Source organism: Neobacillus sp. WH10, from assembly GCF_030123405.1.
Lineage (GTDB): Bacteria > Bacillota > Bacilli > Bacillales > Cytobacillaceae > Neobacillus.
Genome location: NZ_CP126110.1, coordinates 1464936 through 1478092, shown reverse-complemented (window position 1 = coordinate 1478092; position 13157 = coordinate 1464936). Strand labels below are relative to the sequence as shown.

General features: G+C 37.0%; 12 protein-coding genes. 3 read left to right on the top strand and 9 right to left on the bottom strand.

The window, feature by feature from the left end:
- Positions 1-9: 9 nt before the first annotated feature.
- From QNH20_RS06885 to alaP, 3 genes are all read right to left on the bottom strand, one after another.
- A complete protein-coding gene (locus QNH20_RS06885; RefSeq protein WP_283922153.1) occupies positions 10-894 on the bottom strand; it encodes a permease in 885 nt (294 codons plus the stop codon).
- A gap of 147 nt (positions 895-1041) precedes the next feature.
- Positions 1042-1860, bottom strand: a complete 819-nt coding sequence (locus QNH20_RS06880; RefSeq protein ID WP_283922152.1) for a 5'-nucleotidase, lipoprotein e(P4) family — start codon at positions 1858-1860, stop codon at positions 1042-1044.
- 271 nt (positions 1861-2131) lie between these two features.
- Complete coding sequence (gene alaP / locus QNH20_RS06875; protein WP_283922151.1) at positions 2132-3532, bottom strand: alanine permease AlaP; 1401 nt, start codon at positions 3530-3532, stop codon at positions 2132-2134.
- 391 nt (positions 3533-3923) lie between these two features.
- Between alaP and QNH20_RS06870 the strand changes: the two genes are divergently transcribed.
- Together QNH20_RS06870 and ald are read left to right on the top strand one after the other, a co-directional pair.
- A complete protein-coding gene (locus QNH20_RS06870) occupies positions 3924-5162 on the top strand; it encodes a PucR family transcriptional regulator (protein ID WP_283922150.1) in 1239 nt (412 codons plus the stop codon).
- Positions 5163-5291: 129 nt separating this feature from the next.
- Positions 5292-6425 (top strand): alanine dehydrogenase, encoded by a 1134-nt coding sequence (gene ald, locus QNH20_RS06865; protein WP_283922149.1) that lies wholly within the window; start codon positions 5292-5294, stop codon positions 6423-6425.
- 112 nt (positions 6426-6537) lie between these two features.
- On the opposite strand, the gene QNH20_RS06860 is transcribed toward ald, so the two are convergent.
- The 3 genes from QNH20_RS06860 to QNH20_RS06850 all read right to left on the bottom strand — a co-directional run bounded on the left by QNH20_RS06860 (position 6538) and on the right by QNH20_RS06850 (position 9404).
- On the bottom strand, positions 6538-7953 hold the full coding sequence (locus QNH20_RS06860; RefSeq protein WP_283922148.1) for a SpoVR family protein: 1416 nt from the start codon (positions 7951-7953) through the stop codon (positions 6538-6540).
- Between the two features lie 159 nt (positions 7954-8112).
- Complete coding sequence (locus tag QNH20_RS06855) at positions 8113-8358, bottom strand: DUF3889 domain-containing protein (protein ID WP_283922147.1); 246 nt, start codon at positions 8356-8358, stop codon at positions 8113-8115.
- Between the two features lie 29 nt (positions 8359-8387).
- Positions 8388-9404 (bottom strand): M14 family zinc carboxypeptidase, encoded by a 1017-nt coding sequence (locus tag QNH20_RS06850; protein ID WP_283922146.1) that lies wholly within the window; start codon positions 9402-9404, stop codon positions 8388-8390.
- A gap of 149 nt (positions 9405-9553) precedes the next feature.
- Here QNH20_RS06850 and QNH20_RS06845 point away from each other — a divergent pair, with 149 nt between their 5' ends.
- Entirely contained in the window at positions 9554-9808 is a 255-nt protein-coding gene (locus QNH20_RS06845) for a YhdB family protein (protein WP_283922145.1), read from the top strand.
- Between the two features lie 142 nt (positions 9809-9950).
- On the opposite strand, the gene QNH20_RS06840 is transcribed toward QNH20_RS06845, so the two are convergent.
- From QNH20_RS06840 to QNH20_RS06830, 3 genes are all read right to left on the bottom strand, one after another.
- Positions 9951-10673 carry an SDR family oxidoreductase gene (locus QNH20_RS06840; RefSeq protein WP_283922144.1) on the bottom strand — a complete coding sequence of 241 codons (723 nt, stop codon included), beginning with the start codon at positions 10671-10673 and terminating at the stop codon, positions 9951-9953.
- A gap of 54 nt (positions 10674-10727) precedes the next feature.
- Entirely contained in the window at positions 10728-12470 is a 1743-nt protein-coding gene (locus QNH20_RS06835; protein ID WP_283922143.1) for a phospho-sugar mutase, read from the bottom strand.
- Positions 12471-12671: 201 nt separating this feature from the next.
- Positions 12672-13058 carry a YhcU family protein gene (locus QNH20_RS06830; RefSeq protein WP_283922142.1) on the bottom strand — a complete coding sequence of 129 codons (387 nt, stop codon included), beginning with the start codon at positions 13056-13058 and terminating at the stop codon, positions 12672-12674.
- Between the last annotated feature and the right edge of the window lie 99 nt (positions 13059-13157).

Sequence of the window (13157 nt, the reverse complement as noted above, 5' to 3'; positions counted from 1 at the left end):
AACAACTCCTTAAAACAGCAAAGAGTATCCAAAAACAATTACAAAAACAGCAACAACAATCATAAGGACAAGGCGTTTTTTAAATGTTGCAAGCATCATCATTAAATTTTTGATATCCACCATTGGCCCAAAAACTAAAAATGCTAATAGTGACCCAGTTGAAAATGTCGTTCTAAAAGAAGATGCAATAAACGCATCTGCTTCCGAGCATAATGAAAGAATGAATGACAATGCCATCATAACTAAAGAGGACGATGCAGGTCCTTGTCCAATGGAAACAAGTGTTGACGTTTTAACATATGTTTGCACCGCAGCAGCAATGAGAGAACCAATCACTAAATATTTTCCCATTGAGAAAAATTCCTCAACGGCATGTTCAAGTGTACGCCAAACTTTCTTCCAAAAAGTAGTCTTTTCATGATTATGATGGTGATGATAATTTTCTTTAAATGGATTTCCCTTGTATCGATAGGCAATAAATATGCCTGTTACTATTGCAACAATAATGGCACCTAGTCCGCGATAAAGCGGCATTTTCCAGTCACTGCCGAAAGCGATATAGGTTGCAAATAGTACAACTGGGTTAATAATCGGCGCCGTAAGCATAAAGGCAATGCCCGCTGAAATCGGAACACCTTTTGATACAAGCCGACTGACAATCGGAACAATCCCGCATTCACAAGATGGAAATAATATCCCTAAAAAACTTGCAAATACCACCGCAAGAACACGATTCTTAGGCATTATTTTAGCAATCATTTCTTCGGTAACAAAAATTTGAATAATTCCTGAAATTAAAACTCCTAAAGTTACAAAAGGTAAGGCTTCGATTAAGATTGAAATAAAAATGGTATTCATCTGTAAAAAAGATTGCGGTAATGATATACCAAACATAGCAGTCCTCCTATATGACAAGACTCATGGAAACTACTATACTCTCATCACTAGATTTCGTCCAACGAAAAATATGGAATAAACAAAGAAATAATTCCTGTTAAGAAACCAAAACGCCACCGACCAAATGATGGCGGCAGCGTTCCTCTATCGTTGGTAAGTTTCTAAGTATTTCTTTCTTAGCTTTGCTTTTTCTTTATCTGATTTTCTGTAATCGTAATGATATATAGCACCTTCCCAATCTCCATACATGGGGTTAGGGAAAACAATTAATTTTTTTCCGAATTCTTCTTCAGAATTTTCAACAGCTTGATTCCTTTCAGAAACCGATAACTTATCAAAACCGCTAAAATCTCCTAAGTTGTCACCAAATAATAATACGATTTCATGCGTTTTCGCAACTTCCATGCGTCGGGTTTCTTTGCCGTTTTCACTAGGCTGCCTTAATAAAACATGATCTGTATCCACTTGCGGGGCACCAATACTTTGTAAATTTTTCAATGTTGCCTCTTTTTGCGCTTCCTTACGGTTGGATATGTAGTAAATCACTACACCCTTTGAATCTGCATATTTTAAAAATTCAACCGCACCAGGCAAAGGCAAAGCTTCCGCCCTGTTAAACCATTCACTCCAATTGAATGGTTTACCTTTACCTTTAAGGACAAACCATGCAAGATGGGGGCTGTTATCCAGAATTGTCTCGTCAATATCAAGAACAATCGCGGGCTTTAAACCATTATTTTTTGGTTGTTTACTTAGGATCTCATCCAATCTCATTTTCCCTATATTATAACCTTGGTAATATAATGCCTTTGCTTCCCCAGATTTTTGGTACCAGAGAACAGACATTGTATTTTGTTCATACAAGTTAAGTGTGGGTCTTCCTATAGGTTCAGCTTTTACATTTACATTCGTAAGAGAGAGCAAAAGTACCACAGCCATGAACCATCCTGTCAACTTCTTCATAAAAGAGGACCTCCTTTTTCATTACACAATGTTAGTATGTGAAAAAAAGAAAAATCCAAGCTATCTTTTAAAGAAAACTCGCATATTGGCAAGGACAAAGGTGTAGTTCATCGAAAAGCATAGCTTTTCGAATGCGAAGCTTATGCTCACTAAGCTTCCCATAGTGCACTTATGTCCGATAGGAAAGTTTTACTTTCCTATCGGGCAAGAAAAAAGCAGAGGGCTCCATTATTTTAGAACCCTCTGCTTTATTGATGTTTGAGTAATAAACTTAGCCAACTCGTTTTTTAGATGTAGTATTGATTGAGTCTCGTTTATGAAAGCCTTTTATATAATAAACCACAACCAAGAAGATTAGGAAAAGTGGTCCGATCACCAAAGCAATTCTAGTATCAGGATTATAAGCCATCAACCCAATTACAAAGGCTAAAAAGGCTAAAGCAATATAAGAAGTATATGGGAATAACGGCATTCTATATTTCAAAGATCTCGCTTCACTCGGTTTTAAGGTTTTACGATAACGAATTTGCGACAACAGAATGATTCCCCAAGTCCAAATGGCCCCAAAGGTAGCAATACTTGTAACCCATGTAAAAACTTTTGCAGGAACAATGTAATTTAACATTACTCCAATTAGAAGTGCACCTGCAGAAGCCAACACCGCTGCCCCTGGAACTCCAGTTTTTGTTACTTTTCCAAAGTTGCGTGGTGCTTCACCATGCTCAGCAAGGTTAAATAACATCCGAGCCGTACTAAAAATCCCACTATTACAAGATGAAAGTGCTGCAGTGAGTACAACAAAGTTAATTATTCCGGCTGCACCTGGTATTCCGATTTTTTCAAAGGTTAGCACAAACGGGCTTCCTTTTGTTCCAATTTCTTCCCAAGGATAGATAGACATGATGACAAACAAGGCACCAACATAAAAAATGAGGATTCGCCAAAATACAGTATCTATTGCTCTAGATAGGGTTTTTTCTGGATTTTTTACCTCTCCTGCCGTAACCCCAATCATTTCAATACCAAGATAAGCAAACATAACCATTTGCAATGATAGTAAGACACCTTTTATTCCATTTGGAAAAAAACCGCCATGATCCCATAAATTTTTAATACCAGTGGCAATTCCGCCATTACCAAAGCCAAAGAAAATCATTCCGGCGCCAATTGCAATCATCGCAATAATCGTGATAATTTTAATAAGGGCAAACCAGAATTCTAATTCCCCGTATGCCTTTACCGCAAGGAAGTTTACTGCTGCCATAATCACTAGTGCTGACAGCGCCCAAATCCATCTCGGAACATTCGGGAACCAATATTCCATGTAAATGCCTACAGCTGTAATCTCGGCCATACAGGTAACAACCCATAAAAACCAATAGTTCCAACCGGTAATATACCCCGCAAGCGGTCCTAAGTAATCACGAGCATATTTACTAAATGAGCCTGCCACTGGTTTTTGAATCGCCATCTCTCCTAAAGCTCTCATGATAAAAAACATGATTACTCCACTAGCAGCATACCCTAACAAAATACCCGGTCCAGCCATTTTAATTGCGGTTGCCGACCCAAGAAATAATCCAACCCCAATTGCTGCCCCTAGAGACATTAATGTAATATGTCTTTCTTCTAAACCGCGTTGAAGTTCTTTTCCATGAGTGTTTTTACTCATATAGTAATCTCCCCCTGATTAACAAACTTCTAATTTCTCATCCATCCCACTTATCCTTTGCTCTCATTTTCTACTATAAAGAAAAGAGAAAAAATATTTATAACTTTCTTAGGATAAAAATAATATTATTTATTATATACTACAAAAAATTATTTTTCTCCCTTCCTTTATATTGTTAGCGCTTTCAAATAAGAATAGTTCAAATTTTTATTTTTTTGAACATTTCATGAAAACATTTTAACATTATTGTGAACAATCTTTTTTTGTTAAAAAACAAGAAATTTTTATTTTTTTTTTGTAAAATTAAACAAAGACAACATAATATTTTTTTGCTAATCAAAAAAAATAAACTAAAATAGTTCTATATATATATATAGTGGAGGTTTTCATTTTGAATGCTAGACAACATGACCCCTTTAAAACTGCTTTTGAAAGTTTAGATGAGTTCGCCGACCTCATTAGCCAAGTTTTGAAGTGCCCAATTACAATAGAGGATGCAAACCATCGCCTTCTTGCTTACAGTACGCATGATGAACGCACCGATCCTGCAAGAGTTTCTACAATTATTGGCAGAAGAGTACCGGAAAAGGTTATCAATCAATTATGGAAAGAAGGAACAATTCCAACACTACTTAGGACCCGGGACCCTATTCGCGTGAAAAATATGAATGATATTGGACTTAATAATAGAGTGGCGATCTCTATTTGGAAGCAAGACGAGGTTTTAGGGTTTATATGGGCGATAGAAATTGATAAAAGATTAACAGATGAAGATTTTGATTTACTAAAAAAAGCGGCAGATGCAGCAAAGAATAAACTTCTGCAGCTGCAAACGAGAAAAAATAAAAAAGAAGAGCATTCACAAGAATTCTTCTGGAAACTATTAACTGGCCATCTAAAGGGTGAAAAGGAAATCACCGAAAAATTCCAATCAATGCAAATCACGCCCGCCCCATCCTTTGCCGTTGTCGTATTTCAATTTCGGCAAAATATCACAAGCAAAGAGGAGCAGTCAATATCCTATCTGTTAAAAACAAACCAACGTTTGAAAATTATGCTTAATACAATTGACTGCAATCAACTTATTCTATTAGTATCCGCAACCAATATCGATAAACCTTTTCATGAGCTTGACCATTTTGTCCAGACATTTATTTGGAAGATGGATGATCGATACGGAATTAAGGAAATCACTCCTGTATATAGCAGTATTTATATGGATTATCAATTAATCGGCAAAGCTTTTGGAGAAGCATTGGCGGTTTTGTCGATTAAAGAAAAATTCCCAATGGAGACAATGGACATTTATAATTATCAGAAGCTAGGAATTTACCAGCTTTTTGAACTTATTCTAGAAAAAAGACGAAATGAGGACTATGAAAATTACTCTTTAAAACGTCTCCATCAGTATGACAAAAAGCATAACAGTAATCTTGTCGAAACATTAGAGGTGTTTTTAAATCTAGATAACAATATTAATGATGCAGCCAAAGAATTAAATGTCCATGCCAACACACTTAATTATCGGTTAAAGCGAATCACTGAAATTGGAGATGTTAATTTCAAAGATCCAAACCAAAAAATGATCCTTTACCTTGATTTGAAACTCGAAAAATATAATGGGATTTGAACATTTTGTGAAAATCCCCAAAAACAATAAAAATATTTCTCCTTTCTTAACAAAGAAATTCTGTGGCAAACATTTTATACTTTATCCATAGTAAAATACTTCAAAGGTATTAAGGGAGGAATTCGGAATATGTTTATTGGAGTACCTAAAGAAATTAAAAACAATGAAAATCGTGTAGCACTTACGCCGGCAGGTGTCGTTTCATTACTGAATGCTGGTCATGCTGTATTAGTGGAAAAAGACGCCGGAATTGGAAGCGGTTTCACAAATGATGATTATGCAAAAGCTGGTGCTGAGATTCTTGAAAGCGCTGAACATGTCTGGGCTAAATCAGAAATGATTATGAAAGTTAAAGAACCACTATCAAGTGAATATCAATACTTCCGTCCAGGATTAATTTTATTTACTTATTTACACCTTGCGGCAGAGCCTTCATTAGCAAAAGCACTTAAAGAGAATGGTGTTATCGCGATCGCTTATGAAACAGTTGCGGTAAATAGAACTCTTCCACTTCTAACACCAATGAGTGAAGTTGCCGGCCGTATGGCTGCCCAAATTGGGGCACAATTCTTGCAAAAAAATAACGGGGGCCAAGGAATTCTGCTTGCAGGCGTACCGGGTGTAAATCGCGGCAAGGTCACGATTATCGGCGGCGGTATTGTTGGTACCAACGCTGCTAAAATGGCAATTGGTTTAGGTGCTGATGTAACCATTATCGATTTAAGCGCTGACCGTTTGCGCCAGCTGGATGACATTTTCGGAAATCAGATCAAAACATTAATGTCTAATCCATTTAACATCTCGGAAGCAGTTGCAGAAGCCGATCTTCTTATTGGTGCTGTATTAATTCCAGGTGCTAAGGCTCCTAAACTTGTTTCAGAAGAAATGGTTAAATCAATGAAGCCAGGTTCAGTTATTGTCGATGTTGCGATTGACCAAGGTGGAATTGTTGAAACCTCTGATCATGTAACAACACATGACAACCCTATATTTGTAAAACATGGTGTTGTCCACTATTCTGTTGCAAATATGCCTGGTGCTGTTCCAAGAACTTCGACCATCGCCCTAACAAACGTTACGGTACCATACGCATTGCAAATCGCAAATAAAGGGGTTTTCAAAGCCATTTCTGAAAATGCTGCTTTAAAACTTGGTGTGAATGTTGCCAATGGAGAAATCACTTACGAAGCGGTAGCAAAAGATCTTGGTTATGATTATGTAACAGTAGAAAATGCATTAGAAAAAGAACTTTCCTCCCTATAATAAACAGCTTTAAGAGGATGTCTCCAACAGGTCTAACCTATTGGAGACATCCTCTCATGTTATTATTCCGCATTAACAGGCAGTAAGCTCTTCCTCTGATTGAAGTTTCACCTTATAAATACTTCCTATGAACGCCCTTCCCATCATAAGAAAAAAGCATTTTTCTTTCTTCAATAATTGTTTCGATATGAACCGGTCTGCCCCACAGCTGCTGAATATAAGGGAGTACCTTTTCAAGGTATTTTACATCAAGTTCGATACCCTCATACCAGTGTTTTAAGTATAGCTCACCATTTTTCAAATAGTCGCCATCATTGACCGTAATATATGGAAATCCCCCGTTTACCCGCATATTCACGAGCTGGTCTCGGATATGCTCCCACTCTTTATCAACAATTTTATAATCTCGTCCTTGCTTTTGGAAAAGATACATATCTTCTCTCATGACGAGATCCTTATTTAGGTAGTTGCGAAGAAAAGAAATGTCCGATTCAACTTCTCGAACTTCAAACATTTTTTCCCTGCCCGAACCTGGCTGTACTCCTCTACGCTTCATTTCCTCTGTTGGGTTATTATACCGTTCTTCGATGTCCTCAAAGATTTTTATACCAAGATAATATGGGTTTATCCCTGTTTTGGATGGCTGAACAACCCCGGCATTCAATTTTGCGAATTCGATAGATTCACCACTTGTTAAATCCATTTCCCGTAAAATTCGTTGGTGCCAATACGAAGCCCATCCCTCATTCATGATTTTTGTTTCAAGCTGGGGCCAGAAGTAGAGCATTTCTTCCCTCATCATTGTTAGGACATCCCGCTGCCAATCTTCAAGCTCTCTGCTGTAGGTCTCGATAAATAGTAATAAGTCCTTTTCAGGTCTTGGGGGAAATTTCTTTTTCCTTGGTTGAATGGTCTCCTTTTTATCTTTTTCATCCAGCTTCCAAAGATCATCATAGGGCGTTACCACTTGATGTTCATCATCTTCATCATCCTCATCGTCTCCAATGGACCAGGAAAGCTTTGGCCTCATGAGCGATGGGTCAATATGTTCGTCAATAGCCAACACAGCGTCTAAAAAGGTTTCTACTTCCCTTTTTCCATATTGGATTTCATATTGATGGATTCTTTCTGCTGTTGCTGCCATACTTTCGACCATATCCCGCTTTGTATTTTGGAAGCGAACGTTATTCTTAAAGAAATCACAATGGGCTAATACGTGAGCAACAATCAGTTTATTTTGAATAAGGGTATTAGAATCAAGTAAAAAGGCATAACATGGATTTGAGTTAATAACAAGTTCATATATTTTGCTAAGTCCTAAATCATAATGCAGTTTCATTTTATGAAATTGCTTCCCGAAGCTCCAATGTGAAAATCGGGTCGGCATTCCATAGGCTCCAAAGGTATAAATAATTTCAGATGGACAAATTTCGTAACGCATCGGATAATAATCCAAACCAAAGCCGCTTGCGATTTCAGTAATTTCACTAATGGCATATTCAAGCTGCTTTCGACCTTCAACATTCATTCGCCACTCCCCCTTTTCCTCTTACCACAATGTATGAGGCTAAGGCGGGAATGATGAGAAAGAAGCAAAAAACAATAAGCAATCTCGCTTATTGTTTTTGGGTCTCAACCGTTAAATTAAGAAGTTTATTATTTCTTATATCATGATTTACTCTAATTATCACAAAGAAAATCTGATTTTTTCTTGTACTTTGAACCTAAATCCATCTTCCACCTTCATATCATTAATTTTTTTTCTGCCTAGATATTCGTAGTCCCGAACTGGCTCCCCTGGAAAATCTTCCTTGATGACTGCCATTGCAATTCGACCGTATTTTTCATAATCAGGTTTTTGAGCAAATCCTGGCTTCTGAAAGTTAATAATAAGAGAACACATAATCAGGATAGCTGCTAAATATTTTTTCATCCCCATTACCACCTTAATTTCTGATAAATTTAGCTTTCCCTGGAGAATGAACCATTATGATTTTTTTCGTCAATTTTTCTTGCTTCTTTTGCCAACTTAAGGCCAACATATTTGTTTCGTTCCCATTCTTTTTTTAAAACAGCTAGGGGAGGGCTTGTTTCACCAACAAGATAGCTAATTTCAATCGTCATGGCTGGTCTGTGATATGTTGTAATAAACCAATCGGTAAATCCTCCACCCACTGCATCCGGATCAGGTTTCGCTAATTTATAGCCAGTTAAATTAGCGACTTTTTTAGCTACTTTATAATCCCTTTTAAGATATTTACCATTTTTATAATTCCAAAAAATTTCTCTTCCAGCTGTATGATAGGCTATGGCAATAGAAGGGTTAATTTCTTTAATAAATTTGGTTAAAGCGATTACTTCCTTAGCTTCGAGTGGCTTTTTCCCTTTATAAAATTTATAACTAGGTTCTCCTGGTTCTTGATTTAGTCCTTTCCACCCTGCTGGGTATTGTCTGTTTAAGTCTATACCCATGCCATTGGCTTTCCATCTTTCAAAGTGGTTTAATCCTTCATTCATGATCAACAATCGTTGTATATGCATAGCTGGAAACCCTGTCATGTTATTTTGTTGAATGTTTACACCGTCTGGATTTAACATTGGTATAAACCAAATAGAAACTTCATTAAGAATATTTGTGGAAGTAAATCCGATTTTCCCCGAACCTTGATATGCTTCAGCATAGGACTCAAGCATTTTCATCAAAAGTGCACTCGTAAGCCATTCACGTCCATGATGTGCACCAATTAATACGATATTTTTTTTGCCCTTCCCGATCTTAATTCCCCAAATATTCTTTCCAAAGTGGGTTGTTCCAATTGATTTTATCTCAATATGCCTTTTATATTTTTTCTGTATTTTTTCAAGATCTTGCTCCAACTGTTCATAAGAATATGGTTTTTCCACTTTCATCTTTTTTGCCTGTGTTGCTGTTTCAAATAAAAAAAAGACAACAAGAAGGATACTAATGAATTTAGCCATTAAACCCCCCCTTTTTACTAAAAGACCATTATTTATTCAGGTAAATGTTGAAAACAGCGGAATCATTGGGTGTCCAACATTTTCTGTGAAAGTTATCGTCAGAATGTCATACAATAATCTCAACTCCTAATAAGGAGGAGAAAAGACAAATGAATAAATTGGACTACGACCGAGCTTTATACTATACGCACCGATCAGAATGGGATAATTTACTGATTTTAATGGTACGGACTAAGGACCAATTTTTATCAAAAAAGATTGAACAATTTCTCCATGCCTACAATTTTGAACGTGACTACACTGTAATTGAAACGAAACTTTATAGTCTTCTTCGTTACATCGACCATGCTAACGAAAACGTAGAACCAGATGTAAAAGGGATACCGATGTATAGTCTTTCCTAAAAAATAAAGCGGATACCGTTTTTGTTGAGAAAATTTTTTACAACCGGGCCAAAGAATTCCACCAAAAAACGGCTTCCTCGTTGGAAGCCGTTTTTCTTAGGAAAAATATCAGTATAAAAATAAATGGGCGCTTTCGCTTTTTTTACGCGATTGGGTATTCTTGAACGAATGGGTGTAAAACGATTTCATCAATCAGCATATGCTTTGGAGCGGACGCCATATAAACTACGGCATTTGCGATGTCCTCGACCTTTAGCCAGTCTTTTTTATCTGGTAAGCCTTGAGTTGATTCTGCAAAATAAGTATCTACCATTCCGGGATTGATGGTGCCGACGCGGATACCGTATTCGCGTACTTCCTGGGCAACCGATCCGGAAAAACCTTGGACTGCATATTTAGTTGCGGTATAGGCCGCACCATTTGGGATTGTGTAGCGGGCAACATCAGAAGAGATATTAATTATTGTTCCGGACTTCCTCTCCTTCATATGTGGAAGGACTGCCTTTGTAGCCAAGAACACACCTTGGACATTCACTTCAAAAATCCTCTTCCACTCTTCTACTGTTACTTCTTCTGTTAATTTAAAGAAACCTACACCTGCATTATTTACAAGAACATCAACCTTGCCGTAGGTTTCAATCGTTTTCCTAACTACTTCCTTCAAGTCCTCTTCATTTGAAACATCTGCTTGAACAGGGAGGATATTGGGAAAGCCCATATCCTTTAATTCTTCAGCAGTATTCGATACTTGCGAAGAACTGCCAACAATTGTTACTTTCATCCCTTGCTCAGCAAGTTTTATTGCGATTTCCTTGCCAATTCCTCTTGATGCACCAGTAACTATCGCAATTTGGTCTTTTAACATATTATTTCTTCCCTTCATGTTGAAAATATCCTCGAAAGACGGGTTGTTCAAATACTACATTCCTTGAACCAATTTCACTTTTTTATCAATTAGCTCCAAAAATTCTTTTTTAATAGCTTGAAGCTTGGATTCACTTTCAGCAAAACTTTCTCGATTTACCCCAAAGTAGAATTTCACTTTTGGTTCTGTTCCTGATGGTCTTAAACAAACCCATGAGCCATCCTCAAAAATATATTTCAAGACATTCGATTTTGGTAAATCAATTTTTTCTTCACCATTTTGCGTTACGCGGATACCTGTCAGATAATCTTCGGTTGCAAAAGTTTTAAATTCACCTAGGTGGGTTAATGGCTCGTTACGGAAGGAGGACAAAAGACGCTGGATCATTTCTGCTCCTTCCTTTCCTTTTAACGTTAAGGAGTGCAGTCCTTCCAGATAATACCCATATTTTTTAAATACTTGCTGCATTCCTTCATAAAGGGTCATACCTTGTTTTTTATAATAAGCACAAACCTCTGTTGCCAACAATGCCGCTTGTACAGCGTCCTTATCTCGAGCAAAGTCACCGATTAAATAGCCGTAAGACTCCTCATAACCAAATAGGAAAGTATGCTCACCTGTTGTTTCATATTGCTTAATTTTTTCAGCAATAAACTTAAATCCTGTTAATACATCAACCGTTTCTAATTGGTAAGCTGAAGCGATTTTCCTTCCTATTTCAGATGTTACGATTGTTTTCAAAATAACACCATTTTGCGCCAGTGTTTCTTTTTCCTTTTTTTGAGAAAGCAGATAATCAAGTAATAGCGCTCCAGTTTGGTTGCCCGTGAGAACGACATATTCACCTTCGTAATTAGGAACAGCAATCCCTAAGCGGTCTGCATCTGGATCAGTCGCAATTAATATGTCTGCCCCTACTTTTTTTCCATCGCGGATGGCTAATTCAAAGGCAGCATGCTCTTCAGGATTCGGACTCTTTACTGTCGAAAATTCTGGGTCTGGCAGTTCTTGTTCTTTTACCACTGTTACATTTTTATACCCTAATGCAGCTAGTGCGGCACGAACAGGTTTATTTGCCGTTCCATGTAAAGGAGTAAAAACAATCTTAATATCCGATTCTTCTGCAAGAACAGGATTCTCTGAAATTGTTTTTAGTTTTTCAATATAGACTTGATCAATTTCTGAGCCGATGGTTTTAATTAACCCTGACTCTTTTAATTTTTCCTCATTGTTGACCTCGATTAACAATTCATTCTCGATTTCGTTTACCTTTGAAATGACTAAGTCAGCTGCTTTAGGCGCAAGCTGAGCGCCATCTGACCCGTACACTTTATAACCATTATATTCCGGTGGATTATGGCTGGCAGTAATGACAATTCCGGAAAAAGCATTTAGGTATCTTAAAGCAAAAGAAAGTTCCGGAGTTGGTCTTAGTTCATCGAAAACATATGTTTGAATCCCTTTTGTTGCGAGTGTCATAGCAGCCTCCATGGCGAATTCCGGAGATTTATGACGTGAATCATACGCAATTACAACGCCACGCTGTTTTGCTTCTTTACCATGTTCTTCTATGTATGCAGCTAAGCCTGCTGAAGCTTTACGAACAGTGTAAATATTCATACGGTTGGTTCCAACACCTATTTCACCGCGCATTCCGCCTGTTCCAAATTCTAAGTTCTTGTAAAAAGCCTCTTCTAAACTCTTTTCATCCTTCTTCAATTCCTCTAATTGATTTTTTAATTCCGGATCTAATCCCTTAAATTCAATCCAACTATTTGCAATTACTCTCCAATCCAAAAAAAGTCCCTCCTATTTCAGTCTACTATTTATTGTTTCTAAGTTCCCTTTTGTTACTCCTTCTAAAATCCTACGAACTTAGATGACAATATCTGCAGAATGTAAGTGATTCCATTCACATTTCATCATACAACAAAAATATTCATCCTTTAAGACTAATAGTAGAAAAAAGCCTGAAAAAATTTCAGGCTGTCCTCTTTCCTATATTATCAATTCATTGTCTGCCTTAGTATATATACTGATCATCGTGTTTTTCAACCTTTTTGCATCTACAAATTGTTCAAACTCAAACGGAAAAAATAGTCCAAATTCCTTAAGAGTTACAACATTTTTGTTAAATACCGTTTCGTATTGTTCATCCAGCTGTGTGGACTCAAGAATCGATATTAACGTTTGGATGCACGTCATCACCTGAAAAGCATCTTTTAACGTGCTATAATCTTCAGAAGAACGCAAAACCTTTAGCTGCTCAAACTCACAAATTTCCTCATCATTAAAATATAGAGGAAAAATATTAGAATAAATGTACCTCACCAGTTCATTAATTTTTTCTTCTTGACTTGGTGTCGAGGCAAATACTATTTTCACTTGTAACCCACCTTTGCCATCGCTTTTTTCTGACGAATTTTATATCATAAGAATAACATAACTGCTGAAGTATAAACGGTGGTAATTAGTGGATAACAA

Excerpts from the sequence above, each read along its gene's own strand:
- alaP (WP_283922151.1), bottom strand. The coding sequence starts at position 3,532 with ATGAGTAAAAACACTCATGGAAAAGAACTTCAACGCGGTTTAGAAGAA.
- QNH20_RS06840 (WP_283922144.1), bottom strand. The coding sequence starts at position 10,673 with ATGTTAAAAGACCAAATTGCGATAGTTACTGGTGCATCAAGAGGAATT.
- ald (WP_283922149.1), top strand. The coding sequence starts at position 5,292 with ATGTTTATTGGAGTACCTAAAGAAATTAAAAACAATGAAAATCGTGTA.
- QNH20_RS06860 (WP_283922148.1), bottom strand. The coding sequence starts at position 7,953 with ATGAATGTTGAAGGTCGAAAGCAGCTTGAATATGCCATTAGTGAAATT.
- QNH20_RS06885 (WP_283922153.1), bottom strand. The coding sequence starts at position 894 with ATGTTTGGTATATCATTACCGCAATCTTTTTTACAGATGAATACCATT.
- QNH20_RS06845 (WP_283922145.1), top strand. The coding sequence starts at position 9,554 with ATGAATAAATTGGACTACGACCGAGCTTTATACTATACGCACCGATCA.
- QNH20_RS06855 (WP_283922147.1), bottom strand. The coding sequence starts at position 8,358 with ATGAAAAAATATTTAGCAGCTATCCTGATTATGTGTTCTCTTATTATT.
- QNH20_RS06850 (WP_283922146.1), bottom strand. The coding sequence starts at position 9,404 with ATGGCTAAATTCATTAGTATCCTTCTTGTTGTCTTTTTTTTATTTGAA.
- QNH20_RS06880 (WP_283922152.1), bottom strand. The coding sequence starts at position 1,860 with ATGAAGAAGTTGACAGGATGGTTCATGGCTGTGGTACTTTTGCTCTCT.